23 protein-coding genes are annotated in these 25,923 nt (G+C 63.1%); 7 read left to right on the forward strand and 16 right to left on the reverse strand.

Going from position 1 to position 25,923, the window contains the following annotated elements; genetic code table 11:
- Nucleotides 1-114 precede the first annotated feature (114 nt).
- The 7 genes from ACFCW2_RS08405 to ACFCW2_RS08435 form a co-directional block, all read right to left on the reverse strand.
- Nucleotides 115-3,366 (reverse strand): efflux RND transporter permease subunit, encoded by a 3,252-nt coding sequence (locus tag ACFCW2_RS08405; RefSeq protein WP_379545628.1) that lies wholly within the window; start codon nucleotides 3,364-3,366, stop codon nucleotides 115-117.
- Complete coding sequence (locus ACFCW2_RS08410; RefSeq protein ID WP_379545629.1) at nucleotides 3,359-4,690, reverse strand: efflux RND transporter periplasmic adaptor subunit; 1,332 nt, start codon at nucleotides 4,688-4,690, stop codon at nucleotides 3,359-3,361. Before ACFCW2_RS08410 ends, ACFCW2_RS08405 begins: the two co-directional genes overlap by 8 nt.
- Nucleotides 4,687-6,171 carry an efflux transporter outer membrane subunit gene (locus ACFCW2_RS08415; RefSeq protein ID WP_379545631.1) on the reverse strand — a complete coding sequence of 495 codons (1,485 nt, stop codon included), beginning with the start codon at nucleotides 6,169-6,171 and terminating at the stop codon, nucleotides 4,687-4,689. Before ACFCW2_RS08415 ends, ACFCW2_RS08410 begins: the two co-directional genes overlap by 4 nt.
- Nucleotides 6,171-6,779, reverse strand: coding sequence for a CerR family C-terminal domain-containing protein (locus ACFCW2_RS08420; protein ID WP_379545632.1), 609 nt, complete (start codon nucleotides 6,777-6,779; stop codon nucleotides 6,171-6,173). The genes ACFCW2_RS08415 and ACFCW2_RS08420 overlap by 1 nt, the downstream gene beginning before the upstream one ends.
- Before the next feature lie 84 nt (nucleotides 6,780-6,863).
- The gene (locus tag ACFCW2_RS08425) at nucleotides 6,864-7,928 is read right to left on the reverse strand and encodes an NAD(P)-dependent alcohol dehydrogenase (protein ID WP_379545633.1); all 1,065 of its coding nucleotides are present in this window, start codon (nucleotides 7,926-7,928) and stop codon (nucleotides 6,864-6,866) included.
- On the reverse strand, nucleotides 7,925-8,965 hold the full coding sequence (locus ACFCW2_RS08430) for a glutathione S-transferase family protein (RefSeq protein WP_379545635.1): 1,041 nt from the start codon (nucleotides 8,963-8,965) through the stop codon (nucleotides 7,925-7,927). The genes ACFCW2_RS08425 and ACFCW2_RS08430 overlap by 4 nt, the downstream gene beginning before the upstream one ends.
- Nucleotides 8,962-9,756: an SDR family oxidoreductase gene (locus ACFCW2_RS08435; RefSeq protein WP_379545637.1), complete on the reverse strand. Its 795-nt coding sequence runs from the start codon at nucleotides 9,754-9,756 to the stop codon at nucleotides 8,962-8,964. The genes ACFCW2_RS08430 and ACFCW2_RS08435 overlap by 4 nt, the downstream gene beginning before the upstream one ends.
- A gap of 110 nt (nucleotides 9,757-9,866) precedes the next feature.
- On the opposite strand from ACFCW2_RS08435, the gene ACFCW2_RS08440 reads away from it, so the two are divergent.
- From ACFCW2_RS08440 to ACFCW2_RS08460, 5 genes are all read left to right on the forward strand, one after another.
- Nucleotides 9,867-11,240, forward strand: a complete 1,374-nt coding sequence (locus tag ACFCW2_RS08440) for an alkaline phosphatase PhoX (RefSeq protein WP_379545639.1) — start codon at nucleotides 9,867-9,869, stop codon at nucleotides 11,238-11,240.
- Between the two features lie 20 nt (nucleotides 11,241-11,260).
- Nucleotides 11,261-11,818, forward strand: coding sequence for a hypothetical protein (locus ACFCW2_RS08445; protein WP_379545640.1), 558 nt, complete (start codon nucleotides 11,261-11,263; stop codon nucleotides 11,816-11,818).
- 100 nt (nucleotides 11,819-11,918) lie between these two features.
- On the forward strand, nucleotides 11,919-12,380 hold the full coding sequence (locus ACFCW2_RS08450; RefSeq protein WP_379545642.1) for a Dps family protein: 462 nt from the start codon (nucleotides 11,919-11,921) through the stop codon (nucleotides 12,378-12,380).
- A 76-nt stretch (nucleotides 12,381-12,456) separates the two neighbouring features.
- Nucleotides 12,457-13,080, forward strand: a complete 624-nt coding sequence (locus tag ACFCW2_RS08455) for a 6-phosphogluconolactonase (protein ID WP_379545644.1) — start codon at nucleotides 12,457-12,459, stop codon at nucleotides 13,078-13,080.
- Nucleotides 13,068-13,544, forward strand: a complete 477-nt coding sequence (locus tag ACFCW2_RS08460) for an NUDIX domain-containing protein (protein ID WP_379545645.1) — start codon at nucleotides 13,068-13,070, stop codon at nucleotides 13,542-13,544. The genes ACFCW2_RS08455 and ACFCW2_RS08460 overlap by 13 nt, the downstream gene beginning before the upstream one ends.
- Here the strand turns inward: ACFCW2_RS08460 and dinB are convergent.
- On the reverse strand, nucleotides 13,530-14,702 hold the full coding sequence (gene dinB, locus ACFCW2_RS08465; protein WP_379545646.1) for a DNA polymerase IV: 1,173 nt from the start codon (nucleotides 14,700-14,702) through the stop codon (nucleotides 13,530-13,532). The two genes, ACFCW2_RS08460 and dinB, sit on opposite strands and share 15 nt — an antisense overlap.
- 97 nt (nucleotides 14,703-14,799) lie before the next feature.
- Between dinB and ACFCW2_RS08470 the strand changes: the two genes are divergently transcribed.
- Entirely contained in the window at nucleotides 14,800-16,074 is a 1,275-nt protein-coding gene (locus tag ACFCW2_RS08470) for a multidrug effflux MFS transporter (protein ID WP_379545648.1), read from the forward strand.
- Here ACFCW2_RS08470 and ACFCW2_RS08475 read toward each other — a convergent pair.
- From ACFCW2_RS08475 to crtY, 7 genes are all read right to left on the reverse strand, one after another.
- A complete protein-coding gene (locus ACFCW2_RS08475; RefSeq protein ID WP_379545649.1) occupies nucleotides 16,071-17,624 on the reverse strand; it encodes an acyl-CoA carboxylase subunit beta in 1,554 nt (517 codons plus the stop codon). The two genes, ACFCW2_RS08470 and ACFCW2_RS08475, sit on opposite strands and share 4 nt — an antisense overlap.
- A gap of 156 nt (nucleotides 17,625-17,780) precedes the next feature.
- A complete protein-coding gene (locus ACFCW2_RS08480) occupies nucleotides 17,781-19,685 on the reverse strand; it encodes an acetyl/propionyl/methylcrotonyl-CoA carboxylase subunit alpha (RefSeq protein WP_379545651.1) in 1,905 nt (634 codons plus the stop codon).
- A gap of 30 nt (nucleotides 19,686-19,715) precedes the next feature.
- A complete protein-coding gene (locus tag ACFCW2_RS08485) occupies nucleotides 19,716-20,720 on the reverse strand; it encodes a phytoene/squalene synthase family protein (protein ID WP_379545653.1) in 1,005 nt (334 codons plus the stop codon).
- Nucleotides 20,717-21,298, reverse strand: a complete 582-nt coding sequence (locus ACFCW2_RS08490) for a TIGR00730 family Rossman fold protein (RefSeq protein WP_379545654.1) — start codon at nucleotides 21,296-21,298, stop codon at nucleotides 20,717-20,719. Before ACFCW2_RS08490 ends, ACFCW2_RS08485 begins: the two co-directional genes overlap by 4 nt.
- The gene (locus ACFCW2_RS08495) at nucleotides 21,295-21,723 is read right to left on the reverse strand and encodes a hypothetical protein (protein ID WP_379545655.1); all 429 of its coding nucleotides are present in this window, start codon (nucleotides 21,721-21,723) and stop codon (nucleotides 21,295-21,297) included. The genes ACFCW2_RS08490 and ACFCW2_RS08495 overlap by 4 nt, the downstream gene beginning before the upstream one ends.
- Nucleotides 21,720-23,210, reverse strand: coding sequence for a phytoene desaturase (locus ACFCW2_RS08500; protein ID WP_379545657.1), 1,491 nt, complete (start codon nucleotides 23,208-23,210; stop codon nucleotides 21,720-21,722). Before ACFCW2_RS08500 ends, ACFCW2_RS08495 begins: the two co-directional genes overlap by 4 nt.
- On the reverse strand, nucleotides 23,207-24,418 hold the full coding sequence (gene crtY / locus ACFCW2_RS08505) for a lycopene beta-cyclase CrtY (RefSeq protein ID WP_379545659.1): 1,212 nt from the start codon (nucleotides 24,416-24,418) through the stop codon (nucleotides 23,207-23,209). The genes ACFCW2_RS08500 and crtY overlap by 4 nt, the downstream gene beginning before the upstream one ends.
- A 144-nt stretch (nucleotides 24,419-24,562) precedes the next feature.
- Between crtY and ACFCW2_RS08510 the strand changes: the two genes are divergently transcribed.
- Nucleotides 24,563-25,462, forward strand: coding sequence for a MipA/OmpV family protein (locus ACFCW2_RS08510; RefSeq protein ID WP_379545660.1), 900 nt, complete (start codon nucleotides 24,563-24,565; stop codon nucleotides 25,460-25,462).
- Here the strand turns inward: ACFCW2_RS08510 and ACFCW2_RS08515 are convergent.
- On the reverse strand, nucleotides 25,450-25,923 hold the full coding sequence (locus tag ACFCW2_RS08515) for a hypothetical protein (RefSeq protein ID WP_379545662.1): 474 nt from the start codon (nucleotides 25,921-25,923) through the stop codon (nucleotides 25,450-25,452). The two genes, ACFCW2_RS08510 and ACFCW2_RS08515, sit on opposite strands and share 13 nt — an antisense overlap.

Genomic DNA, 25,923 nt, shown 5'->3' on the forward strand with positions numbered 1-25,923 from the left:
CCGTTCCGCGAGGTTCCGGTTCCGTTGGCGGCTTGCGCCGCCTACTCCGCTTCGCTCCGAACCCACCCGCTTCATTGCATTGCGCTATGTTCCGGTGGCCGCTCTTGTTTTGGATTACGCGGTTCTCGGCTCGCCGATCGCTTCGATCTCTTCTTCTTCCTCCGCCACAAACATCCGTTTGAACCGGTCCACCGCGCGCATCTGCAGGATGGCGAGGGCGGGGATCAGCAGCACCAGCAGGACCGTACCGAACAGCACGCCAAAGCCGAGGCTGGCGGACATCGGGATCAGGAATTGCGCCTGCAGGCTGGTTTCGAAGGTAATCGGTGCGACGCCGAGGAAGGTGGTTATGGCTGTCAGCATGATGGGCCGGAACCGCGACTTAGCCGCGTCAATTACCGCCTCGCCCCGCTCCATCCCGGCTTCCAGATTTTCGTTCATGAAGTCGATCAGCACCAGTGCCCCGTTGATGATCACCCCCGACAGCGCAATGATGCCGAACATCGACAGGACGCCCAGCGGTATGCCCAGCATCAAATGCCCCAGCAATGCGCCGATGATGCCGAACGGGATCGCGGCCATGATGATCAGCGGCTGGATATAGGATTTGAAGGGCACCGCCAGCAGGCCGTAAATCACCACCAGTGCCAGCAGAAACGCGCTGCCGAGCGAGCCGAAGGTTTCCGCCTGCTCCTCCTGTTCCCCGCCAAAGCTGTATTGCAGCGCGGGGTAATCCGCACGGATGGCCGGCATGATCTCGTTGTCGAGCAATTGCGCCACTTCCTGACTGGTGACCACATCCTCGTCCAGATCGGCGGTGACGGTCGCCACCCGGCGGCCCGCTTCGCGGCGGATGACGGAGGGCGCTTCGGAGAAGGACACATCGGCGAGCGTGCTGAGCGGCACCTGCCCGCCCGGCACGCGGACCTGATAGCGAGCGATGTCGGCGATGGAATCGCGTTCTTCCTCCGGCAAGCGGACATAGACCCGCACATCCTCGCGCCCGCGCTGAACGCGCACGGCCTCTGCCCCGAAGAATGCTGCCCGCACCTGCCCCGCGACGTCCCTGAGCGATACGCCCAGCGTGCGCGCGGACGGTTTCAGGCGCAGCTCGATTTCCTGCATCCCCTCATCCTGATTGCTTTCAATATCGAACACGCCGCTCAGCCTCGCCAGCGCCGCCATAACCTGCGCGGATGCGCGGTCGAGCGTTTCATCGTCAGGGTGCGACAGCTGCACACTGACCGGGTCTCCGGCGGAGAGCAGCGATGAAGAAATGGCCAGCGAGCGCGCTTCGGGGACCGGCCCCAGCTCCTCGCGCCATGCTTCTTCCAGCTCTGCCGAGGAAACGCTGCGCTCGTCCGATGACACCAGGCTGAGCTGGATATTGGCGAGATTGGGCCGGAGGGTATCGACCGTCCCGCCCGGACCGCCGCCGCCGCTGGTCATCCCGATGGAGGTGTATATCGCCTCGACAAAGCCTGCCTCGCTGGCTTCGCCGTCGCTGTAGCGCTCGATAGCGCGCTCGCCCGCAGCTTCGATCCGCCGGGCGACCGCCGCCGTTCGCTCCACGGTCGTGCCCGCGGGCATTTCCAGCGAAGCGGCGACGGTGTTGCCTTCGATATTGGGGAAGAAGACGACTTTGAGGATGCCGCCGGGGATCATCGCGATAATCACGATCAGCAGGGCAACACCGGCGGACAGGATCAGATAGGGTGCGGCCACGGTGAAGCGCAGCGCGCGGTCCAGAGGCCCGTCGACAAAGGCCTTGAACCGGCGGTCGACCGCGCGTTGCAGCCGCTCGACCGCTGCCAGAACACGGTTCTTCGAGACGGTGCCGACAACCGGCAGATTGCTCAAATGGTGGGGTAGGACCAGCAGAGCTTCCACCAGCGACAGGCCCAGAACGGCGAGCACCACGAGCGGGATATCGGCCAGAACCTTGCCGATGGTGCCGCCCACGGCCAACAGCGGAGCGAAGGCGGTGATCGTGGTGGCGACGGCGAAAAGCACGGGCACCTTCACCCGCTGCCCGCCGGCGATGGCCGCGCCGATCCCGCTGCGCCCGCGTTCGCGCTCCGCATAGATATTCTCGCCGACCACCACCGCATCGTCGACCACCAGTCCGAGCGCGAGAATGAAGCCGAACAGGGAGAACATATTGATGCTCGACCCGGCCCATTCGAGGATGAAGATCGCGCCGACAAATGTCGCGCCGATGCCGATGGCGGTCCAGAAGGCGAGCCGCAGATCGAGGAACAGCGTCAGCGCGACCAGCACCAGAACCAGACCCATGGCGGCGTTTTTGAGGAGCAGGCTCAGGCGATCGTCGAGCAGCTCGGAATCGTCGTCCCAGATGGCGTACTCGACACCCGCAGGCGTCTGGTACTCGGTTTCGAGCAGGTTCCTGACCGCCGCCGACACGTCCAGGACGCGCTCGTCGCTGGTGCGGTAGACGTCCACAAAGGCGACCGGCTGACCGTTGAAGCTGGTGATCAGGTCGGCGTCCTCGAACCCGTCCTGCACGGTGGCGATATCGCCCAGCCGCAGGATATTTCCATCCTGACTGGTGAGGACCACAATATCCTCGAAATCCTGCTGGTCGTAATTCTGGCCGACCGTCCGCACGCGCACTTCTTCGTTTTTCGTGTCGATCGAGCCTGCAGGGCTGTCCAGACTGTCGGCGGCGATAATGTTCGAGACGTCGGTCAGCGACAGGCCGAGCGCGCGCAGCCGGTCTTGCGGCACATCGGCGAAGATCTGGTACTGGCGCACGCCGCTGGTCTGGACATAGCTGACATCGGGCAGGGCAGCGATGCTGTCTTCCAGCGCGTAAGCGGTTTCCTTGAGCGTCTCCTCAGGCACCTGGCCGTAGAGCGCGAGACGCATGACAATCTGGCGCGTGGTCAATTCGCGGATGTCGGGCTCTTCGGCTTCAATCGGGAAGGTCTGGATCTGGTCGACTTCGGACTTCACGTCATCCAGCGCGCGGTCGATATCGACACCGAGTTCCAGCTCGACATTGACCGTGCCGGACCCTTCCGAAGCCGTGGCGGTGATATCCTTGACGCCTTCGATAGCCTCGACCGCTTCTTCGACCTTCTGGACAATCGATTCCTCGATTTCCTCCGGCGTTGCCCCGGGATAGGCGACCGACACGGTGATGGTATCGAGGCTGCTTTCCGGGAACACCTCCTGCACGATGGTGGTGTAGGAGAGATACCCCGCCACCAGCATGACGAGCATCAGCAGGTTCGCAGCGACTCCGTTGCGGGCCATGAAAGCAATGACGCCGGTCCGCTCGCGCGCCCGGTCACCGGCGGCATTGCCGAACCGGTCGAGTGCGGTTTCCTCCGGCTCACTCATCGCCAGAGCCAGAGCCTGCGCCTGCGCCGGGAGCAGGGGCGACCCGGTTCACCCGCACATCCATACCGTCCACCGCCGCGCGCAGGCTGCTGGTGACCAGCCGCCCGCCTTCGGCAAGTGTCGGCGTGGTGATGTAAGCCAGATCATCGGTGCGCTGGATGACGCGGACCGGCAGGATGCGCAATTTGCCGCCGCGCACGACCCATATCCTGTTGCCGGTGCGCAGATGCTCGGCCGGGATGGCGGCGTAGGAAGCGAGGCTGGCCCCGGTTATTTCGGCGCTGACGAAACTGCCCAGCAGCAGTGGCGGAGCAGCGCCGCTCGGTTCCTCGCCATCGACAAGTCGCCCGCCGCGCAACGGATTGGGCACTCTCAGGAAGACATCGATGGTGCGGGTCTGCGGGTCGAGGATGTTGTTCGCCCGGTCGACATAGGCATCCCAACCGTAACGCAGCCCGCCGAAATCGCTGAACACGCGGGCCGGAATGCGGGCATTGTTCGGTTTCAGCACGCCGGGGATCAGCGCCGCCTCGGCCTCGGTCAGCGAAATGCGCACTTCATAGGACGCAGTGGAGACAATCGTGCCGAGCACCTGCCCCGGCTGCACCAGCGTGCCGACCGCTGCCGTTTCGCTGCGGACAATGCCGGTGAACGGCGCGGTCACGCGGGTACGGGCAAGCGAGGTCTGCGCGCTGGCGAGATTGGCATTGGCCCGGTCGCGTGCGGCTCTGGCGGAACGCAATTGCGGCTCACGCGTGGCGAGGTTGCTCGGCGCGGATGTTGGCGCGCGCCGGGCCGAATTACTGGCCGCCGCGTTTGCGACAGACTGCGGGGGCAAGAACCGCGAGGCGTAATCATCCGCGTCGATCACGCTGGCCAGTGCAGAGCCTGCATCCTGGCGCTCGGCAAACCGCGCCAGTTCGGCCTGTGCGATGCTGACTTCCTGCTGGGCCTGCAGCACGGCGACGTTCTGCGCGGCCACATCGGCGCGGGCGGTGCGGACATTGTTCTGGTAATCGGTGGTGTCGATCCGGAACAAAGTGGATCCCCCGCCCACCACGCTGCCTTCGCGGAAACTGGCGCTGACAAAGGTGAGTTTCCCACCGACTTCCGCGCCGATCGATACTTCTTCCCGCGAGCCGACCGTGCCGGAGCCGAGAACCTGGATCGGCCCGGCCGCTTGTTCCAGTGCGATGGTTTCCACCAGCGGTACCTGCGCGACCTGCTCTTCCTGAGCGGGCTCTGGCCGAAGGAATATCATCAGTGCGGCGACAGCGACCGCACCCACCAGAAGCCCGATGGCCCAAACAGCTTGCCGTTTCATTGCAGGTTTCCTTCGCTGTCGCCGGTTTGCGGATCGTTGCTGACGTCTGGTGTGGCCGTGGCCGCCCAATCACCGCCCAGCGCACGGTGGATACCGAGCCGGGAAAGCGCCACGCCGCGCGCCGCGCCGGAGAGGCTGGATTCCACCTGATAGACGGCGCGCAGAGCGTCGAGATAGGCGGTGTAGCTGCCCACACCGCTCTGGAAGCGGCTGGATTGCACGTCGAGCGAGGCCTTTGCCTCGGCCAGTTGTCCGGTGATCAGCAGGTAGCGCTGACGCTGCTCCTCGTAGTCGTCGATGGCGACGTCCACCTCGCGGTACGCGGTCAGAACCGCTTTTGCATAGGCCGCAGCCTGCGCGTCATAGGCGGCTCTGGCCGCGCGGATATTGGCCGAGATGCGGCCACCATCCAGCAAGGGCGCAGTGATGCTGGAGCCAAGCGACAGGAGCCACGTATCGGCTATGTCGAAAATACCCAGCGGGCTGTCCCCCTGCGTGCCCAGCGAGCCTGTCAGTTGCAGCGAGGGGAAACGTTCCGCCCGGCGCGCGCCGATCCGTTGGCGCGCGGATTCCAGCCTTGCCCATTCTGCGGCCACATCGGGCCGCTGGACCAGCAATTCAGCGGGCAGACCGGCGGGAACGGGGGCAAAGACGAGACGCGGCGTCAGCTGCGTTTCGAGCCGCGCCTTCATCGGGCCCGGATAGGTCCCGACCAGCGTTGCCAGACGGCCATTGGCTGCGCTGAGCGAAGCTTCGAGCTGCGGCAGGCTGGCCTGCGTGTTGCGCAGATCCTGGCGCACTTGATACAGTTCGAAACTCTCCGAAAGCCCGCGCAGGAACCGGTCATTCGTGCGCTCGGCCCGGTCGGCCAGCAGCTCTGCAGTGCGCACGGTCAGCTCGATCTGGCGGCGCGTATCGACGATCTCGAAATAGGTGCTGATCGTCTCGGCGGCGGAGGCCAGTTGCACGGTGCGATAGTCAAACTCGGCGGCCACCGCGTCGCTGCGAGCCGCCGCCAGATCGCCCCGTACGCGCCCGAACAGGTCGAGCTCGTAGGCAGCGCCCAGACTGAGCGAGTATGTTTCGTTGGTCAGGCGGCTGGGCCCGCCGCCAGACAGACCGCCAAAGGCGCTGCCCGCCAGCGGGCTGTCGGAATAGCTGGTGCTGGCGCTGGCAGAGACGGTCGGCAGCAAGGCGGAGCGGGCAATCCGCGCCTGCGCGCTGGCCTGCTCGACCCGAGCCGCCGCCGCTGCAATGTCGAGATTCTCCGACAGCGCATCGTTCACCAGCCCGTCCAGCACCGGATCGCCGAACGCTTGCCACCAATTGGCGGGCCGGTAGGTGCCGTCAATCTCTGCCGCATCATAGGCGGTGGGCATGTCGGCCACCACCGCAGGCGTCTCGGCATCGGGCACCAGTGACACACACGCGCCCAAGGGAAGCAGCACTCCAGCGAGGGCGAGGGCGCGTATTGTCCGCATCAGGCCGCCACCAGCACGGTGCGGACGATCCGGTCGAGGCGGGCGAGCAGCCTCTCTTTCAGCGCATCGTCGATGGTGTCGACTTCCATCAGCAGGTGGAGCGCAGTTCGCGAGTGACGAAGCGTGACCGCCATCCCGAAAATGAAAAGCGCAGTTGCCCGCACTTCCGTCTCGTCGAGATCAGGGCGCAGCAAACCGATCTGCCGCGCCAGCTGGCTCATGGTTTTCTTCATGTGAGACCGCATGATTTCGAGCACCGCCGGAGACGGTGCTTGCTGCTCGCGCGAGATAAAAAGGGCAAAGGCGGCTGACCCGTCATGCAGCATGAAGGTCGCCGCACGGCCCAACATGGCGCAAATCAATTCGATCCGATCTTCATCCGATGCGTTCTCGCCCGGAATCGGAAGTGGCGGGTCCGCCATCATTATCTGCAAATGACTGAAAATATGCTCGGCAGCGGCCTTATACAGGCCCTCCTTGCTGCCGAAATGGTACGTAATCGAACTCATCGCCGTGCCCGATGCCGCCGCAATGTCGCGCGTGCTGGCGCCATCCAGACCGTGCTTGCCGAACTTCTCGATTGCAGTTTCGATGAGTCGTTCGCGCATGGCGACTGTTTATTGTTCGTTCGAACGAATTGCAAGCGGGGCGGGAGCTTTATCGAGCCTTAGCAGCTTTCGACGCGGCTCTGCCTAGAAGTCGCTGTTCCCAATATCGATAACGAAGCGGTATTTCACGTCGCTGGCTTCCATGCGTTCGTAGGCGGTGTTCACATCCTGCATCGGGATCATCTCGATCTCCGGTACGATGTTCTTCTTGGCGCACAGATCGAGCATTTCCTGCGTTTCGGCGAGGCCGCCGATCCCGCTTCCGGTCAGCACCTTGCGTCCCAGCAGCAGGCCGCTGTGCATTTCCGGCATCATGTCGATCATCCCGACCAGCACTTGCACGCCGTCGATCCGCAGGAGGTGGAGATAGGGCGTGACATCGTGGCGGACGGGGATGGTGTTGAGGACCATGTCGAAAGTGCCCGACTTGGCCTTCATGGATGGCTTGTCGGTGGTCAGCAGGAAATCATGCGCCCCCAGCGCCTCGGCATCGGCGCGCTTGTCCTCGCTGCGGCTGAGAACGGTGACTTCGGCGCCCATCGCTACGGCGAATTTGACGCCCATATGACCCAGCCCGCCTAGGCCAGCGACCGCGACTTTGCTGCCTGGGCCGATTTTCCATGTCCGCAAGGGCGAATAGGTTGTGATGCCGGCACACAGCAGCGGCGCGGCATGTTCGCTGGAAAGCGCCTCGGGTACTTTGAGGACGAATTCGTCGCGGCACGCGATGCGGGTGGAATAGCCGCCATGGGTCTTGCTGCCATCGTGCCGGTCGGTTCCGCCATAGGTGCCGACCATGCCCTGCTTGCAATATTGCTCCAGACCTTGCTCGCAGTGGGAGCATTGCATGCAAGCATCCACCATGCAGCCGATCGCCACGCGGTCGCCGATTTTGTGACGCGTTACTCCATTACCCAGCGCCGCGACGGTGCCGACAATTTCATGACCCGGCACCACCGGATAGCTCGTGCGGCCCCAGTCGTTGCGGGCGGTGTGCAGGTCCGAATGGCAGATGCCGCAATGGCTGATATCGATCAGCACATCGTCATCGCGCAGGCCCCGGCGGGTGATGTCCATCGGCGCGATATGGCCGCTGGTGTCTGCCGCGCCGTAGGCCTTGGTCGGATATTCGTTGGTGGAAGTGGTCATGTCAGTCCCTCTATCATGGCCCCGCAATTGTTCGCCGTCATTGTGGCTGCGCATGCTTTTTTTGCTGGCTTGTCCAAGCTGGCGAAGCGGTCCCGAAGCTCTGCCAGACACTTGGCCTGATACGGGAATGTCGGCTGCGTCCATTCGCTTCCGTGTACGTCCGCCGTGAATTGTGTCGCACCGTTCATCACCGCCTTGGCGTTGGCGAGCAATACGGGCTGATAGGTCTGAGCGATCTCATCGAGCAGCGGAGCAAGTGCCCTGCGTATCCCGCCTGTTTCGCTCCAGTCACAACCGGCCAATTCAAGTCCGCTCAGATCATCTGTTTTCCATAGCCAGGCCTCCAAGCGAGGCGCCTTCTCGAGCATCAGTCTGCGCGGCGTGGGGTCGACCAATCCCAGTTGGGTCATCTGGCCGAACACTGCAAAGTCGGCGACACTGGGTCTGTTCCCCAGCAGGTAAGGGCGTTCCTCCAGCATCGAGTCGAGTATGCCAAGGAAGCGTTCGTAACTTGTCTCGATGATTTCGGCGGTTTGATCGTTCGATCCTACAACATAGAGGCGCTCAAACTGTCGCTTGGTGAAAGCCTCCGCTCTGTTTTCCGCTGATTCTCTGTCTTGAGAGGTGTCAGAGGTAAAGGACAGGAACCGTCCGGCATGCTGGCGATCAGCATCATGATGCCAGCGATAATGGAACATTGGTTTGGTCAACCACTCATCGGCGTAATCTTCGATAAGCGCCATGTAGAATGCAAGCTCGGCATCTTCCGGTATCGCGCTACGTCCTTTGTATTCCTCTTCAAGTCGCCTCGCGATCGGCGTTGAATCGACCACCGCTTCAAAGCTGCCGTCGTCCATCCTGAAATAGAACGTTGGCAGGAGACCAACCTTGGGTTTCGGCAGATGCTTTGGAGCGGCGTCGGGTGATCCCCAGATTACCGAGTGCGCAATGCGGCGATAGCGCAGAAGCGAGAGCATTTTGCGGGTGTAAGGGGAAGATGGGTTCCCGAAGAAGCTGAGTGGTTCAGAAGAACTCATTTCGGCGGCATTCTGATCGCTCCGTCCAGGCGGAATTGATGGCCGTTGATGTAGGTGTTGCGCGCAATTTCCACGATCAGGCTGCCGAATTCTTCCGGTTCGCCGAGGCGCTTGGGGAAGGGCACGCTGGTGTTGAGCTGGTCCCACATTTGCGGGTTCCTGTCCTTCATCCCCAGCATCAGCGGTGTAGCGAAAATTCCCGGCATGACGCTGTTCACGCGGATACCCATATCCATCAGGTCCCGCGCCATCGGCAGGACGAGGCCGTTCACCCCGCTCTTGCAGCTGCCATAGATGACCTGCCCGATCTGGCCGTCCTGCGCCGCGACGCTGGCGGTCAGCACGATGGCCCCGCGCTCGCCGTCATCGTTCAATGGCTCGCTGTTCGCCATGCCTAGCGCCGAGTGGCTGGCGATGCGGTAGCTGGAGACCAGAATGCCCTCCGCTCCGTAGGCGTAATCTTCGGTCGGGAGCCGCTTGTAGCACCCGTTCTCTTTGTCCCAGCCCAGCGTCTTCCCCCGGCGGCTGGTCATCGCGCAGTGGACCGTCACGCGCTCCTGCCCATGCGCGGCGCGGGCAGCGGCAAAGCCGTCCTCGACCGATTGTTCGTCTGTTATATCGACATGGTGGAACGTGCCGCCAACTTCTTCCGCGCAGGCTGGACCTTTATCGGTGTCGATATCGAAGATGGCGGGCTTCAGTCCCTCGGCTGCCAAGGCCTTTGCGCTGGCAAAGCCTAGACCCGATGCTCCGCCTGTGACCACTGCGGCCATTCCTTGTTCCAGTTGCATGATCGCTCCCCCGCTTCTGTTGCGTGCTACCGAATGTTATTGTGTTGTAGTGGTGGTATCGCATGGGCAATGCGATGTGCCAAACGGCATAATTGATGAGGACGAACGCCATGAAATCCACGTCCAGCACAGTTGGAACTGAGGTGAACCGCCGCCGCTTTCTCGCCGCGACCGGCAGCGCGTTTGCAGCGCTGAGCGCGAGCGGATGCAGCATGGCGTCGATGAAAAGCGCCCCGGTGGCCAAGGCCGCCCGGGGGCAAACGGGCTTCGGCCCGCTGGTCAGCGATCCTGCGGGTATGCTCGATCTGCCAGAAGGGTTCTCGTACCGCATTCTCTCGCGGCTCGGTGACACGATGGATGACGGGCTAAGCGTGCCTGACAAGGCCGACGGAATGGGCTGCCTCGATCTGGGGGGCGGCAAAATTGCACTGGTCCGCAATCACGAGCTGATACCGAGCGACGGCAGCGGCGGCACGCTGAAGGCGGGCTATGGCAAGCATCAGGGAAACATCGTCCCGGGAGGCACCACAACGCTGGTGCTGGATGCGGAAACGCTCCGTGTGGAGCAGCAATATCGCAGCCTCGCGGGCACCATTCGCAATTGTTCGGGCGGGATCACGCCGTGGGGCAGCTGGCTGACATGCGAGGAAGCACCCACTGGGCCGGGGCAGCGCTACGGCGCGGGGCTGGAGCAGAATCACGGCTGGGTGTTCGAAGTGCCTGCAGGCGCTAGGCGGCAATTGGAGGCGGTGCCGCTGACGGCGATGGGCCGCTTCAATCACGAAGCCGCCTGCGTCGATCCGCGCACCGGCATTGTTTACATGACGGAGGACCGCGACGACAGCGTGTTCTACCGTTTCCTGCCCGAAGTGCCCGGCGATCTAGCGAAGGGCGGTCGCCTGCAGGCGATGGCGGCGGTCGATGGCACAACCGACAGCCGCAACTGGCCCGCCAACGATATGCAGAGCAGGATGTCGCTGCGCGCGCCCAAGCAGGTGCGCTGGATCGATCTGGATGATGTCGAGGCACCCCAAGATGATCTGCGGACCCGCGCCGCAGCGCAGGGCGCGTTGTTGATCGCGCGCGGGGAGGGGCTGCATATGGGGCTGGACGAGATGTATATCTGCTCGACCAGTGGCGGCGCGGCCGGGTACGGCCAGATCTTCCGCCTCATGCCGGGTTATGACGGCGCGGCCGACCGGTTCGAACTGTTCTTCGAAAGCGAGAGCCCGGACCAGTTCAATTTCGGCGACAATCTTGTGACCTCGCCTTTTGGCGATCTGATCGTGTGCGAGGATCAATATACCGATCCGGTCGACAATCATTTGCGCGGGATCACCCCGGCGGGGCAGGCCTATGCCTTCGGGCGGCTACACCGGCAGACCGAACTGGCGGGTGGGTGTTTCTCGCCCGACGGGAAGTGGTTCTTCGTCAACATCTACAGCCCCACCATGACGGTCGCGATTACCGGCCCGTGGGCGTGACGCGGTGAGAAACGTCTAGCATGTCGAGCTTCTTCTTCGCTTTTATTGCCGCGCTGCTGATCGGGCAGGGCGCGCGGGACCAGCTGCTGGTTGCCCGCATGGCGCGCGAGACGGGCTACGGCATCCTGCTGGCGGGCTGGGTCGCCGCGATAGCCTCCGCCCTGTTCATGGCGTGGGCCGGAGCGACAATCGCAGCCATTCTCCCCACCTCCGCGCGTCATATGCTGGTTGGCTTTGCCTTGCTCGCGGCGGCGGTCGAGCTGGCTTGGCCGAACAAGGAGAAGGCGCTGGCAGAGCCGACCTATTCGACATTCGCAGCGCTTTTGGTGCTGCTTGCGCGGCAATTGGGCGATGCCTCGCGCTTCGCCATTTTCGCGCTGGCGGCGGCCACGGCTCTGCCCGGGCTGTCAGGTGTCGGGGGAGCTCTGGGCGGCGGCGTGGCGGTGACGGTGGGGTGGGTAATGGGGGACACACTTACAAAAGAGGTGCCGCTCAGAGCGTTCCGGCTCGCGCTCGCGGCCATCACCTTCGGTGCTGGCATATTCATCGCTTTAACCGCACGCGGACTTATCGGTTAATCGACTGAAGCGATTACAGAGGCATGGAGATTGCCGGAAACCGCGCGATAGGTCGGGCGTTAATCCTTCAAACACGCATTGAATTTGAAAGGACGAACCTATGGCCGAGACAGGCGATAATTCGAAAACCGCATTGGTGCAGGAGCTGAACGGACTGCTGGCCGATCACTTTGCTCTCTATATCAAGACCAAGAACTTCCACTGGCACGTTGCCGGGCCGCGCTTCCGCGATCTGCACCTGCTGTTCGACGAGCATGCGATTGAAATCCGAGACCAAATCGACGTGATTGGCGAGCGGGTGCGCAAGAACGCCGCCGATACGCTGACTTCGCTGGGTTCGGTTGTGCAGGCGACGCAAGTGAAGGATCAGGACGATACCTTGCTTTCGGCGGAGAAGATGGTCGAGGAACTGCGCGACGACAACGCTGCGCTGGTGAAGCGCTTGAAAGGCATGAAGGAACTGGCCGAGAAGGCTGGCGACAATGCTACCGACGGCCTGCTCGACGACTGGACCGACCAGGCGGAGGAACGCGTCTGGTTCCTTACCCAGACGCTGCAATAGGCCCGGCGCTCAAATACGAATGCAAAAGGCCGTGTCCGGGGATGCCCGGGCGCGGCCTTTGTTATAGGATGCAGGAATGGACAATCTGACATTGATCGAAAATGCCGCCCCTTCCGCCACTGCCGATTGGCTGGCGGAGCATCTGTCAGCGGCGTTTGCGTCAACTGACGGTCCTGTCACAATCACTGTGCCCGGCGGGTCGACACCGTTTCCGATCATGGAGCAGTTGGTCCGCCCCGATCTCGACTGGTCGCGGCTGGTCGTATGGCCCGGTGATGACCGCGTGGTGCCCGAAGATCATGCCGCATCGAACACCGGCAAACTGCGTGCCTTGTTCGAGCCCGCCGGGGCCGAAGTCGCGACCCTGACCGTGATGGAAAAAGTGCCGCCCTTTGCCCTGTGCTGGCTCGGCATGGGTGCAGACGGGCACATCGCCTCGCTGTTCCCTAATACCGATCCGCAGGTCGACGCGCCGCAGAAGATTGTGCGCCTGACGCCCGATCCCTTGCCGCCAGAGGCTCCGTTCGACCGGATTTCGCTGACCATTCCGGCGCTGCTCGATAGCGGGCAGATCCTGTTCACGCTGGGCGGGAGCGCGGACAAGCGCGCCGTTTTCGAAGCCGCCGCGAAGGGTGAAAACGATTTGCCCGTCGCGCGCCTTCTCCGGGCGGCGACCCAGCCGGTCACATGTTTCATCTGATCCAGCCGCTGATCCCGCGTCCGCTTCATCGGATGGCGCTGAGGGCTGCGCATGTGGTGCGGCACCGGTGGCGGAGATGGCGCAGAGTCCGGCTGGAAGGCGTGTCGATTATCGCGCGGAACGCGGCTGGCGACCTCCTGCTGGTGCGCCATGCCTATGGACCGGATTTCTGGACCTTACCCGGCGGCGGAATGAAGCGCGGGGAACCGCCCGTTGCCACCGCCGTGCGCGAGACACGCGAAGAGCTGGGTGTGATGCTGCATGATCCGGTGCTGCTGGGTGAGGTCGAGGAAAGCCTCTCCGGTTCTCCCCATACGGCGCATGTCGTTTCCGGAACCCTGCGCGACACACCGCAGGCTGATGGCCGTGAAATCGCCAAGGCGCAGTTCTTTCCCTTGAACGGATTGCCCGAGCCTGTGAGCCCGCTGGTCGCCCCGCGACTGGCGCTGCTAGAAAAGCGCTAGCTGGCCGGTCTTGCTTTCCTTGCGGCGGGATTCCTCATCACCGTCGCGCTCCAGATTGGACAGCGTCAGTCCCATAAGGCGGATCGGGCGTGGCAGCGGCAGCTCCTCCTCCAGCAGCGCGCGGGCCATCTGGGCGAAGGTCTCCTTGTCCTCGACCCACTGGGCGACTGACTGCGCGCGGGTCTGCAGGGTGAAATCATTGTATTTCATTTTCAGCGTAACGGTGCGCCCCTTGGCTTGCGCGCGCTCGATCCGCTCCCAGACAATCTCGATGATCCGCTCGCACGTCTCGCGCAGCGCATCGGCGTCATGAATATCCTCGCTGAAAGTGCGTTCCCCGCCGACCGATTTGCGCAACCGATTGGAGCGCACAGGGCGCAGATCTACGCCCCTTGCGGCGCGGAACAGGTAATCGCCAAAGCTGCCGAAATTCTGCCGCAGCCAGGCCCGGTCCTTGTCGGCGAGATCGGCCCCGGTGGTGATGCCCAGCCGGTTCATCTTCTCTTCCGCCTTGGGGCCAACGCCGTGGAAGCGCCGGATAGGGAGCGACTGGACAAACGCTTCCCCTTCGCCGGGGCGGATGATGCAGATGCCATCGGGCTTGTTCTGGTCGCTGGCGAGCTTGGCGAGGAATTTGTTGTAGCTGACCCCGGCGCTGGCGGTCAGGCGCGTTTCCTCGCGTATCCGACGCCGGATCGCCTGAGCCGTGGCAGTGGCCGAGCCCATGCCCTGCAAATCCTCTGTCACGTCAAGATAGGCCTCGTCCAGACTGAGCGGTTCGACGTGCGGGGTGAAGAAGCGGAAAATCTCGCGGATCTGCTGGCTTGCCTCACGGTAGGCATCGAAGCGCGATTTGACGAAAATCAGGTCCGGACACAGGCGTTTCGCAGTGACCGATGGCATGGCGCTTTTGACCCCGAACTTACGTGCCTCGTAACTGGCGGCCGCCACCACGCCGCGCCCGCTGGCCCCTCCGACAGCGACCGGTTTGCCTTGCAGCGCCGGATCGTCGCGCTGTTCTACGCTGGCGAAGAAGGCGTCCATATCGACATGGATGATCTTGCGCAGGCCGCCACTGCCGTCGCTCGCATCATCAGCGTTGGCGGGGGCGTCGTCAGCCCCCGGGTCATGGGAAATGTCTGGCTGTTCTTCGTCCATCCGCCGCCGGATACGCCAAAAGCCCGCCTCTCAAAAGGACGAGCCGGCAGGATTTTCGCTGGAAAACGGCCCGCGATGGGCGCAGGGCGCGCAGACGATGGCAACTTCCGAACCTTCCCCACAGGTAACGCCCCGCACCTTGGGGGAGCGCGAACTGGTCGTGCTCATGGCGTTGCTGATGAGCCTGCAGGCCTTTGGCATCGATTCCATGCTGCCTGCGCTCGGCATCATGGGCGACGAGCTGGGCGCGGCTGGCAATGACCGGCAATATGTCATCAGCAGCTATTTCCTCGGTGCGGGGCTGGGCGCGTTCTTTCCCGGTGCCTTCGCCGACAAGTTCGGCCGCCGCCCGGTGCTGTTTGTCGGACTGGCGTCTTACGTCCTCCTGTCGCTGGCCTGCGCACTGGTGACGCGTTTCGATGTGCTAATTGCCCTTCGCTTCGTTCAGGGCATTGCCTGTGCGGGCCTGAGCGTCGTTCCCGCCGCTATCGTGCGTGATCATGTGGGCGGCGACCGGATGGCGCGGCTGATGAGCCTGATCATGATGATCTTCCTGATTGTCCCCATCATCGCGCCTGCGATCGGCCAACTGATCCTGATGGTGGCCGACTGGCGCGCGATTTTCGGCGCAATGGCGATTGCGGGCGGTGCGGTCGCTGTGTGGGTCTGGCTGCGCCTGCCCGAAACGCTGACAGAGGCAAACACGCAGGATATCCGCCCCATAACGATCCTGCGCAATATGAAAGAGGCGCTCTCGCTGCGCATCTCCGTCGGCTATGTCATCGGCAGCGCGCTGGTGTTTGGCAGCCTCTTTGGCTTTCTCAATTCGTCGCAGCAGCTGATCGCGGAAAGCTTTGGCGCGGGCGATTACTTTGCGCTCATTTTCGGGGCCTCCATCATTGGCATGGTGCTGGCGAATTTCACCAACAGCCGCATCGTGGAGCGCTATGGCGCACGCCGCGTCGGTCATGCCGCACTGATCGGTTTCCTGCTGGTCAGCCTGGTGCAGCTGTGGTCGGCCAGCAGCGGCGAGCAGACATTGTGGGAGTTCGTGCCGCTGCTCAGCCTGTCGATGGCGATGCTCGGCTTTGTCGGCGCGAATTTCAGCTCCATCGCGATGCAGCCGTTCCAGCATATTGCGGGTGCGGCATCCTCTATCCAGGCCAGTATCCGCATGACCACCGGCGCGGTGATGGGGGCGGCCATCGGGCAGGCCTATGACGGCACGGCCCTGCCGCTGGCGCAATCGATGGTCATCTGCTCGGTCGTTGCGCTTGGCTTCGTGCTGTATAGCGAACGGGGCAAGCTGTTCCGCAGGCCGTCACAGGCGAAGCGGTACCAGAAAATGTACGGCAATTACGAAGGCGGCTAACCTTCGTTTTCCAGCTTGCGCCACGCCAGCTGCGCGAATTCGCACAGCAAGGGCCGCGTATCGCGCGGGTCGATAATATCCTCGACATTGAAGCGTTCGGCGCTGCGGAAGGGGCTTGTGACTTTGCCCAGCCGTGTGCGGATGGCGTCCAGCTCTGCCGCCGGGTCATCGGCCGCGGCGATCTCTGACTTGTAAGCCACTTCCAGCCCGCCTGCGATGGGCAAGGACCCCCAGTCGCCGCTCGGCCAGCAATAGCGGTACTGGTAAGCGTCCGCATTGCTCATCGCGCTGCCCGCAATACCGTAAGCGCGGCGCATCACGATGCTGGCGAGCGGGACGGTCGCCTTGTAGACGGCGTTCATCGCCTGCACGCCGTAACGGATGGTGCCCGCCATCTCCGCCTCGCGCCCGATCATGAAGCCGGGATTGTCGACCATATGGACGATGGGCAGGCGGAATTGGTCGGCGAGTTTGACGAACCGCTCGACCTTCTCGCTGGTCTTGGCATCCCATGATCCACCCAGAAAGCTGGGGTCGCTGGCCAGCACCGCGACGGGCCAGCCATCCAGCCGGGCCAGCGCGGTGACGGCGGCGCGGCCCCAGTGCTTGCCGATTTCGAACACCGTGCCCCGGTCGAGGATCAGGTCGAGCGCGCGGCGCATGGAATAGACCTGCTTGTCCTCGCGCGGGACGAGGCTGAGCAGCGCTTCCTCGCGCCGGTCTGCGGGATCATCGCAAGACGTGCGGCGCGCGTGCTGGCCGACATGTTCGGGCATGAAGCTGAGGAAATGGCGCGCACGGGCAAAGGCTTCCGCCTCGCTCGCAACCTCGTCATCGACCACGCCGTTGCGGGTGTGGATTTCGCTGCCGCCGAGATTTTCCTTGGCCTGAGCGTAGTCCTCCGGGGCGCTTTGATAGGCCTCGCCCATCGCCTCCACCACGGCGGGTCCGGCGGCGAATATCTGGCTGAGGCCCTTCACCATCACCGAGTAATGACTGGCTACCGTGCGCGCTGCACCAAGGCCAGCCGTGGGGCCGAGCGCGAGAGCCACGACAGGCACAGTGTCGAGGTTTTTCACGATATCGCCCCAGCCGGGAACGGCCGGAATATAGGTCGCGCCAATCTGCTCCAGCGTCTTCACGCTGCCGCCGCCGCCCGTGCCATCGATCATGCGGATTAGAGGCAATTTGTATTCGTGGGCCATTTGCTCGGCCTGAACCATCTTACGCTTGATCCCGGCATCCGCCGCGCCGCCGCGAATGGTGAAATCATCGGCTGTTGCGACCACCGGGCGGCCATTGATGGTGGCTCTGCCGAACAGGAAGGGGGCGGGGAGGACGGCTTCGAGGTCGCCGTTTTCGTCGTAGTGACCCTTGCCCGCAATTTTGCCGATTTCGCGGAAAGAGCCCTCGTCGCAAAGTGCCGCCAACCGCGCGCGGGCGTCCATCTTGCCGCGAGAATGCTGACGCGCGACCTTCTCCTCGCCGCCCATCTGCTCGGCGAGCGCTTCGCGGTGGCGCAGTTCTTTGAGTTCTTTAGCCCAGGTCATGCGCTCTCCACTGGGGTTGGCCAATGTGGTTGGCAAAACCCCCGAAATCCGTTCGCCCTGAGCTTGTCGAAGGGCTGCTCTTCAGTTCTAGACCCGCGCTCAAAGGAAGAGCAGTGCTTCGACAGGCTCAGCACGAACGGGTTTGAGGTGGAAGCTCTATTCCACAGGCTCCACCAAACACAGTACCGCCTCGACCTGCACCTGCCCGCCCTCGCTGGCGGAAAGCCCGGTCACGGTCCCGTCGAACGGCGCGGTGAGCGCGTGCTCCATCTTCATCGCCTCGAGCACCATCAGTCGCTGGCCCGCAGTGACCGCATCGCCCTCGGCCACATCGACCGCGATGACCTTGCCCGGCATCGGAGCGAGGATGGCGCCATCGGCGGCGGAGGCATGGCCAGATCCGTCAGGGCCGCGGATGTCGAAATGAAAAGTCTGGCCACGCTCGGTCACGAAAATCTCATCGTCCGGTGACATAGTTGCGCAAATACCGAATTCACGATGGTAATTGTTGGTGTCTCCAACAACGGATTTGCCATTTGAATGAAGGTTGATCGTGCGTCTTTGAGCGGCATTCAGCCTCAAGCCGAACATGGCGGTCTGGAGCTTATCGTCACGTGACCACAGTTCTCCCATCCAAGTAGGATCTTCTCGTCGAAAGCGGCGAGCTGCTGCGTCTATCGCGGCCTGGCTTGGCTCGGGAGCTGACATGAGGGCATCGCCCTTGTTTTCGATCAAGCCGGTGTCGAGGTCAGAGTTGCGGAACTCTTCAAGCGCGAGACACTCGTAGAGAAATCCTTGATTGGTCTTCAACGGCGAAACATAGCTTGCATCCAGAGCCTTGAGCAGCTCGTCAATCGCATCATCTCGATCCTCCGCATGGACGACCATTTTGGCAATCATCGGATCGTAGAATGCGCTTACCATGTCGCCTTCTTCGACACCTGTCTCGATGCGGATGCGTTGATCGAGTGCGAGATCATGAATGCGCCCTGGGCTTGGCAAAAACCCCTTCGCCGGATCCTCCGCATAAAGTCGCGCTTCAATCGCCCAGCCGTTGATGCTCAGCTCGTCCTGCCTGAGCGGGATCGGCTCGCCTGACGCCACGCGCAGCTGCCACTCCACCAGATCAACACCGGTAATCTCCTCGGTCACCGGATGCTCGACCTGAAGCCGCGTGTTCATTTCCATGAAGAAGATGCGGTCGGCGCGCAGGCCTTCGCTGGCGTCGGCGATAAACTCGATCGTGCCTGCGCCTTCGTAATCGACCGCCTTCGCAGCGCGCACGGCGGCGGCGCAGATTTCCTCGCGGGTCGCCTCGTCCATGCCCGGGGCAGGGGCTTCCTCGATCACTTTCTGGTGGCGGCGTTGCAGCGAGCAGTCGCGTTCGAACAGGTGGACGACATTGCCGTGGCTGTCGCCGAAGACCTGCACTTCGATATGGCGGGGCGAGGTGATCCATTTCTCCAGCAGCACCTCGTCATTGGAGAAGCTGGCCTTGGCCTCGCGCCGGCAGCTTTCGAGCGCGGCTTCGAAGTCCGCTGCCGCATCGACCTTCCGCATCCCCTTGCCGCCGCCGCCTGCGACCGCCTTGATCAGCACGGGATAGCCGATGGCGTCGGCCTCTTTCTTCAAGCGTTCGACGGATTGGTCTTCACCCAGATAGCCCGGCGTCACCGGCACTCCGGCGGCGATCATCCGCTCCTTCGCGGCGTCTTTCAGGCCCATCGCCTTGATGCTGTCCGGCTTAGGTCCGACCCAGATCAGCCCCGCATCAATCACAGCTTGTGCGAAACCGGCATTCTCGGACAGGAAGCCGTAGCCCGGATGGATCGCCTCCGCGCCGGTCTCCTTGGCGGCAGCGATGATCTTATCGCCCACCAGATAGCTCTCGGCAGCGGGCGAAGGCCCGATATGCACCGCCTCGTCCGCCTGCCGGACATGCAGCGCCTTGGCATCGGCATCCGAATAGACCGCGACCGTGGACACGCCCATGCTGCGGGCGGTGCGGATGATACGACAGGCAATCTCGCCGCGATTGGCAATCAGGAGCTTTGAAATCATGGCTGCAGGGTTAGTCCCCTTGCGCGCAATTCACCAGCCCCGGATCGGTTGCAGGTCGGTGCGGGTGTATTCCGGCCAGTCGCGCGGCGGTACGGGGCGGTTGATGATCGCCTCGCCCAATGCGGCGGCGACATGGCCCAGCTTCGCCAAGCGGCCGATCCGAACGCGGCTGTCCCACGCCAGTTGGCCGCGATTGCGAACCTTGCGTCCGATCCCGCCATAGATGCGGGTCGCAGCGTAAATCGCCCAGCGGTCGCGGAAGCCCAGCCTTTGCGCTCCGCAGCGTGCCGCCTGCTCGTAAATTTCCATCATATCGACCAGCCGCGCCGAGACCGCAGCGAGAGCGAAGCGGTTTTCTTCTTGTGTGAAATCCTCCGGCGTCAGACCCGCATCGGCGAGCCATTCGATCGGCAGATAGCACCGCCCGCCCTCGGCATCTTCCACCACATCGCGGGCAATGTTGCTGAGCTGAAACGCGATGCCCAGATCGCAGGCGCGGTCATAAACGAAGCTGTCATCGGGCGCGTTCATGACATGGGCCATCATCACGCCCACCGCGCCTGCCACGTGGTAGCAATAGCGCAGCACATCCTTGCGGCCCGTAGGGCGGAACTCGGCGGCGTCCATTGCGAACCCGGCGATAACGTCGTTGGCCATATCCTTGGTCAGGCCGCTTTCGGAGGCCACAAGCCCGAAGGCGTCGAAGGCGGCATCGGCAGTCGGCTGACCCTCCAGCGCGCGGCGGGTGAGCACGCGGACGGCCTGCACACGGTCTTCGATATTCGTCTGGTCTCCCAGAGCCCCGCCCATATCCTGCCCGTCGACCAGATCGTCGCACCGGCGGCACCAGGCATAGAGCAGCCACACGCGCTCGCGCGTGTCCTCACCGAACAGCGAAGAGGCCATAGCAAAGCTGTGCGACCCCTCGGCAATCGCTGCGCGCGCCTTTTCGACCAGCGCCTCGCGGTGGCGTCCGCCGCCATGCACTGGCAGCGTGCGCCGGACATCAGCGACGAGTGGGCGGTTTTGCGTCAAAGATCCTCGGCCTTCATGCGGAAAATGGGCGTATGTGCCTGATAAGCCGTCATAGCGTCCAAAAGTTCCGGCATGGTGTCCGAATGGATGAGGATGTTCTGGTGCGCGGGCCGGACGAAACCGACCTCCGCCATCTTGGAGTTGAAGGCGATAAGATCGTCATAGAAGCCGAATGCATTGAGCAGACCGACCGGCTTGGTGTGATAACCAAGCTGCGCCCAGCTCATCGCTTCCCACAATTCGTCCATCGTGCCCACGCCGCCGGGAATGGTGACGAAACCGTCCGACAGATCGGTGAACTTCTGCTTGCGCTCATGCATGCCGGAAACGGTGTGAAGCTCGGTGCAGTCGTGGTTGGCGACTTCGGAACCGGCCAGGGCCTCGGGGATTACCCCGATGACCTCGCCACCGGCTGCGAGCGCACCGGACGCCACCGCGCCCATCAGTCCGAGCCGCCCGCCGCCGTAGACGACGCCGATCCCGCGCTGCGCGAGCGTCGCGCCGACTTCGCGGGCGAGTTCCACATAACGCGGGTCTTCCGGCGTCGCGGACCCGCAATAGACGGCGAGGTGGTTCATTGGGACCAGTCTTCTCCGCAGGCCTGCCTGAAGATGGCGATATCTTCCTCATCGAAAGGCCGCTCTGTAAAGTCGAAAATCATGCCTTCCGGCTGATCTTTGGCCGCAATGATTTCTCCGTGTGCCTGGAGCCAGCCGGCCACCACTGCCTGCCTGTTTCCATCGCAATCAACGGCCAGGGTCATATCGCCAACATTGTCCACGCCATCTTCTCGGAAGGTGAAGCGGATAAGGACGACAGGGTAGGACTGACCCTCGAACGAGGTCGTGTCTCGGAACGTCTTGTCGTACCAGCCGGTACCGTCCTCATCGTCGGTCAGGAGGACCCACTCGTGAGAGGTATCGGGCGTCGCCAGCGGCGAGGTCTGGGTTGTCGGCAATGGCTCGGAAGCGGCCATCAAAAGCAGTGGCGCCAATATCATCATTGTAAATCCTCGATCATCAGGCCTGCGGTCGCCTTCGCGCTGCCGACAACACCGGGAATGCCTGCGCCCGGATGCGTGCCCGCGCCGACGAGGTAGAAATTCTCGATCACATCGTCGCGGTTGTGGCCCCGGAAATAGGCGCTTTGCGTCAGCAGCGGCTCCAGGCTGAAGGCGCTGCCCAGATGGGCGTTGAGGTCGGTGGCAAAATCCTTGGGCGCGTAGCTGAACTTGGTCACGATCCGGTCGTGAATGTCGGGGATCAGGCGGCGGCCGATCTCGTCCAGAATGGCCTTTTCCAGCTGCGGGCCGACGGTGTCCCAATCGACCTTAAGTTTGCCCATATGGGCCACCGGTACCAGCGCGTAGAATGTGCTCTGGCCCGGAGGCGCCATGCTCGGATCTGTCACCGTGGGGTGATGCAGATAGATGCTGAAATCCTTCGGCAGAACGCCGTTATCATAAATATCATCCAGCAAGCCTTTGTAGCGCGGGCCGAACAGGATCATGTGGTGGGCGATGCCGGGCCAAGTGCCTTCCAGCCCGAAATGCACCACGAACAGGCCGGGCGAGAATTTCTTTCGGGCCAATTTCTTGCCCATCTTCCACCCGCGCTGGCTGCGGCCCAGCAGGTCGCGGTAGGAGTGCATGATATCGGCATTGCTTGCGACCGCGTCGAAATCGGCCTTGAAACCGCTCGCGGTCTCCACGCTATTTGCGACGTTGTTTTCCTCGTGCACCTGCACTACCGGATCGCCGACAATCATCTTACCGCCGAGGCGCTCGAAATGGCGGATCATCCCGGCGATCAACTTGTTGGTGCCGCTCCGCGTCCACCACACGCCGCCTTCCATTTCCAGCTTGTGGATTAGCGCATAGATGCTGCTCGTCTTCATCGGATTGCCGCCGACCAGCAGGGTGTGGAACGAGAGCGCCTCGCGCAGCTTCTCCGATTTCACGAAGCTGGAAACCATCGAATAGACGCTGCGATAGGCCTGCTTCTTGGCGAGGGCAGGCGCGGCCTTCAGCATGGATTTGAAATCGAGGAAGGGCACAGTGCCGAGCTTGAGATAGCCTTCCTCATAGACGCCCGCGCTGTATTCGAGGAAGCGCTTGTAGCCGTCGACATCTTCAGGGTGCAGCTTCTCGATCTCGGCGAACAGCTCGTCATGATCGTTGGAGTAATTGAAATTTGTGCCGTCCGGCCAGTTGAGACGGTAGAACGGCTTGACCGGCATCAGTTCCACATCCTGCGCCATGTCATGGCCCGACAGTTCCCAAAGCTGGGTCAGGCAATCGGGGTCGGTCACCACGGTGGGGCCACCGTCAAAGGTAAAGCCTTCCTTTTCCCAGTAATAAGCGCGGCCACCGGGCTTGTCGCGGCCTTCGATCACGGTGGTCTGGATGCCGGCGCTTTGCAGCCGCATGGCCAGCGCCATGCCGCCAAATCCGGAGCCGATAACGCAGGCTGTCTTGCTGGGAGAACTCATGATTTCGGAGCTTTCATTGAATCGGGCTTGTGGTTCGGCGCAACCAGAGGCGCACGGGAGGAGAAGATCGCACGGATGGCGCGCGGGATGGGAACGGGCGGACGGCCGATAAGTATCCGCAATTTATCGCGCCGTGTGCTGCGTGCGGCGTAAAACCTTTCCACCAGCGGTTCGCGAAGACGGTAGAAATGTTCGAAAATGCGGTAGCGCTTGTCGGGCTTGGCCGCGCCGAACAGCATCTGGCCCAGCATCCGGTAAAAGCCGGTCTGCTTCCAGACGCGCCGGGCCTGCGCCTCCAGCAAGGCGGCCAGCTGGTCGCCGGGCAGATCGGCATTGTCTGCCACCAGCTGCGCTGTCTGCACGGCGTGGGGCAGGGTGTAGCTGGTCAGCGGGTGGACCATCGCACTGCGCGCCCCGGCCTGCGCCACGCCGGGAATGCGCGATGCGGCCTGAAATGCGCTGAAATTACCCCCGGTGATCACCGGCAGAACGCCGGTTTCGCCGCCGAGAATGTCGCCGTCCCAGCCATGCTTCGCACAATACGCATCGATCCGCCGTGACAGCGCCGACCGGTCGAGCACTGGTTCGTCCGCGTAATAGGTGTCTTCTACGAACAGCTCGTGCGCGCTCAGCGGCAGGACATAGACGAAGCGGTAGGCGCCGTGCTGCTCGACGCTGGCATCCATGATGACGGGCCGCTCCACACCGTGCGGTGTGGCGGTGCGCAGATGGCGGCCCATGAACACCTGCCACCCGCCGCGCAGCGAATGGTCTGGCACGAAGCCGCGGCAATCAATCACCGCGCGGGCCGAAATTCGCGAGCCGTCCTTGAGATCGATCCCGTCCGCATCCATGCTGGCAATCGGCGAGGACGGCATGATGCAATCCTGCGCCAGTTCGCGCCGCAGCGCGGCATCGAAATCGGGGGACGCGAGCGACAGGTACCGCGCGCCCAGCGTGCGCTCATACGCCGGGAAGCGGATATCGTATCCGGTCCATTCGGTCTTTCGGAAGCTGGCAAGAAGCGCGGTCCCGGCAGCATCCAGATCGCCCTCGAACCAGCTCCACCGGTGATTGCCGCCCAGCACATCCTCGGCTTCAACCAGAACCACGTTCAATTCCGGGCGCGCACGGCGCAGGGCCAGCGCGATCAGCCCGCCGGCCAATCCTCCTCCTGCAATTGCGATATCGACCCGGCTGTTCTTCATTTCGGGTGCCGCTCTACGCTGGCGGTTGGCTGTGGGCAATCGGCCTTTGGGGCAGCGTGGCCCGCACTGCAAAGGGGACTGGAGAGGAACCGCGCCTGTGATGGGCCGTTATGGGCTTATATCCACTCGTAAAGGCCCCCTGTCATGTCCACCCGTCATCCCGTCCTTCTGGTCGGCGCGCTCGCGCTTGTCGCTGCCTCTCCTCTTGCGGCGCAGGATGCCGATACCGACCCCGATGCAGCGCCTCCGGGCGAGCAGCGGGGCGGTCCGCCGACGGGGGAAACCGTCTTCGATGGCGATTTTCTCAGCATTGGCGTGGGTGCCGGTCTGGGGCCAAGCTATACCGGCTCCAACGATTACGTTATCTTCCCGCTGCCGATCATCCAGGCGAGCTACAAGGGCGTGAACATCAATCCGCGCCCGGCGGGGCTGGCGGTGGATTTCATTCCCGATGCCGAAACCGGTCCGTCTTTCGATCTGGGCGTGGCATTCAGAGTGCGGAGCGACCGGGTCGATCAGATCGAGGACGAGGTGGTCAAACAGCTGGGCGAGCTTGACCGCGCAGTGGAAGTCGGCCCCACGGTGGGTGTCAGCTTCCCCGGCGTACTGAACCCGTTCGACAGCGTGAGCGTGAATGTCGACGCGATGTGGGATGTGGCGGGCGCGCATTCGGGCATGACGGTCAGCCCGTCGGTGACCTATTTTACGCCGCTGAGCCGCGGCGTCGCCGCATCGATCAGCGGCAGCGCGACCTTCATCGACGATGATTTTGCGGATTACTATTTCAGTGTAAGCCCGGCCGATACTGTGGCCAGCGGCGGTGTGCTGCCCGCATTCCAGGCCGAAGGCGGTTTGCAAAGCGTGGGCGTCAATCTGCTGCTCGCTGTGGACCTCAATGGCGATGTGACCGATGGCGGCCTGAACATTGTCGGCATTGGCGGATACTCGCGCCTGATGAACGATGCGAAAAACACGCCGCTGACGAGCGTGCGCGGTAGTGCGAACCAGTTCCTGCTGGGCGTGGGGCTGGGTTACACCTTCTGACGGGTCTCACCCGGCCCATCTGCGCCGGGGGCTTCGGGCCACTCAATCTCGCAGCCTGACACCGCAGGGATGACTTCCCGCCCGCCCACTTCGAGCACCACCAATTCATTATCCTCGTCGAGGCATGCGCTGGCTGCGTGTCTGTCTCCGGTCAGCGGATGGCCATTTTCGAAGCTGCTGGTGAAGCAGCGCATTCGCCAGCACCGGCCGCCTGCTTCAAACCGGGCGGTGCAGGCGGGATAGCGGCCGGCGACGTCTTCTTCGACCACCAGTTCGCCATCCAGCCACTGGTCCCGGCGCAGGGCCCTGTCGCGCTGTTGCCAGCTGCGAATTTCGAGCACTCCGATCAGGAGAAGCAGCCCGCCGCCACCCGCCAGCCCCGCTTGCAGGCCCATACTCATATTCTCATCTGACCACGGGGTCGCAGGCAGGGCGCTGGCCAACAGGGAAAGCGCGAACAT

Origin of the sequence: Qipengyuania algicola (assembly GCF_042492175.1) — a bacterium.
Taxonomy (GTDB): domain Bacteria; phylum Pseudomonadota; class Alphaproteobacteria; order Sphingomonadales; family Sphingomonadaceae; genus CAJXSN01.

Bases quoted from the DNA above. Each gene is read 5' to 3' on its own strand.
- ACFCW2_RS08405 (WP_379545628.1), bottom strand. From the start codon at position 3,366: ATGAGTGAGCCGGAGGAAACCGCACTCGACCGGTTCGGCAATGCCGCC.
- ACFCW2_RS08410 (WP_379545629.1), bottom strand. From the start codon at position 4,690: ATGAAACGGCAAGCTGTTTGGGCCATCGGGCTTCTGGTGGGTGCGGTC.
- ACFCW2_RS08415 (WP_379545631.1), bottom strand. From the start codon at position 6,171: ATGCGGACAATACGCGCCCTCGCCCTCGCTGGAGTGCTGCTTCCCTTG.
- ACFCW2_RS08420 (WP_379545632.1), bottom strand. From the start codon at position 6,779: ATGCGCGAACGACTCATCGAAACTGCAATCGAGAAGTTCGGCAAGCAC.
- ACFCW2_RS08425 (WP_379545633.1), bottom strand. From the start codon at position 7,928: ATGACCACTTCCACCAACGAATATCCGACCAAGGCCTACGGCGCGGCA.
- ACFCW2_RS08430 (WP_379545635.1), bottom strand. From the start codon at position 8,965: ATGAGTTCTTCTGAACCACTCAGCTTCTTCGGGAACCCATCTTCCCCT.
- ACFCW2_RS08435 (WP_379545637.1), bottom strand. From the start codon at position 9,756: ATGCAACTGGAACAAGGAATGGCCGCAGTGGTCACAGGCGGAGCATCG.
- ACFCW2_RS08440 (WP_379545639.1), top strand. From the start codon at position 9,867: ATGAAATCCACGTCCAGCACAGTTGGAACTGAGGTGAACCGCCGCCGC.
- ACFCW2_RS08445 (WP_379545640.1), top strand. From the start codon at position 11,261: ATGTCGAGCTTCTTCTTCGCTTTTATTGCCGCGCTGCTGATCGGGCAG.
- ACFCW2_RS08450 (WP_379545642.1), top strand. From the start codon at position 11,919: ATGGCCGAGACAGGCGATAATTCGAAAACCGCATTGGTGCAGGAGCTG.
- ACFCW2_RS08455 (WP_379545644.1), top strand. From the start codon at position 12,457: ATGGACAATCTGACATTGATCGAAAATGCCGCCCCTTCCGCCACTGCC.
- ACFCW2_RS08460 (WP_379545645.1), top strand. From the start codon at position 13,068: ATGTTTCATCTGATCCAGCCGCTGATCCCGCGTCCGCTTCATCGGATG.
- dinB (WP_379545646.1), bottom strand. From the start codon at position 14,702: ATGGACGAAGAACAGCCAGACATTTCCCATGACCCGGGGGCTGACGAC.
- ACFCW2_RS08470 (WP_379545648.1), top strand. From the start codon at position 14,800: ATGGCAACTTCCGAACCTTCCCCACAGGTAACGCCCCGCACCTTGGGG.
- ACFCW2_RS08475 (WP_379545649.1), bottom strand. From the start codon at position 17,624: ATGACCTGGGCTAAAGAACTCAAAGAACTGCGCCACCGCGAAGCGCTC.
- ACFCW2_RS08480 (WP_379545651.1), bottom strand. From the start codon at position 19,685: ATGATTTCAAAGCTCCTGATTGCCAATCGCGGCGAGATTGCCTGTCGT.
- ACFCW2_RS08490 (WP_379545654.1), bottom strand. From the start codon at position 21,298: ATGAACCACCTCGCCGTCTATTGCGGGTCCGCGACGCCGGAAGACCCG.
- ACFCW2_RS08495 (WP_379545655.1), bottom strand. From the start codon at position 21,723: ATGATGATATTGGCGCCACTGCTTTTGATGGCCGCTTCCGAGCCATTG.
- ACFCW2_RS08500 (WP_379545657.1), bottom strand. From the start codon at position 23,210: ATGAGTTCTCCCAGCAAGACAGCCTGCGTTATCGGCTCCGGATTTGGC.
- crtY (WP_379545659.1), bottom strand. From the start codon at position 24,418: ATGAAGAACAGCCGGGTCGATATCGCAATTGCAGGAGGAGGATTGGCC.
- ACFCW2_RS08510 (WP_379545660.1), top strand. From the start codon at position 24,563: ATGTCCACCCGTCATCCCGTCCTTCTGGTCGGCGCGCTCGCGCTTGTC.
- ACFCW2_RS08515 (WP_379545662.1), bottom strand. From the start codon at position 25,923: ATGTTCGCGCTTTCCCTGTTGGCCAGCGCCCTGCCTGCGACCCCGTGG.